Annotated in this window: 1 protein-coding gene; it reads right to left on the bottom strand. The window is 67.0% G+C overall.

The features are described 5' to 3' along the window. Positions 1 to 86 precede the first annotated feature (86 nt). A partial coding sequence (locus tag RA19_RS25550) for a DUF4384 domain-containing protein (protein WP_039168877.1) occupies positions 87 to 527 on the bottom strand: 441 nt, incomplete at its 5' end.

Consider the following 527-nt stretch of genomic DNA (forward strand, 5'->3'; position numbering starts at 1 on the left):
GCAGCGCCGGGCCCAAGGCTGCAAAGGCCTGGCGGCGCCAGCCGCGGGCCTGCGGGCGCGGGAGTGCCTGGTTTGCGGCAAGCCGGTTACGGGGCGTGTGTGGTGATGAGGAAATAGACCCATTCGCCTTTGAAATCAGCGTGCTGTGCGCGGGCGGCTGCCACTTGGGTGCGCAGGAAGTCCAGGTAAGGCGCGGCCGGTTCGCTGATCGGGCGGGTGCCTTCGTAGAGCGGGTGCGAAGCAGCAAAGGCGACTGCAATTTCCTGGCCGTAGGGCGGGGCGACGGTGATCTGCAGCCCTGGATCTCCGGCCTCCTTGGCTCCGACGCGCAGGGCGCTTTTGGGGACTGACTCAGTCAGGGGAACCAGTTCATTCGGAGAGAGGTGCAGCACCGCGCCGCCGGCGTCGAAATAGTCGACATAGACATAGGCCGGGTAGTCCGGCGCGGTGAGATCGAAGAACAGCCGCTCGCCGCCGGAATAATCGAGCACCCGGGCGTGGGCGTCGTCGCCGACCAGCAGCGGGTT

It is taken from the genome of Leisingera sp. ANG-M1 (genome assembly GCF_000813745.1).
In the GTDB taxonomy this organism is placed as follows: domain Bacteria; phylum Pseudomonadota; class Alphaproteobacteria; order Rhodobacterales; family Rhodobacteraceae; genus Leisingera.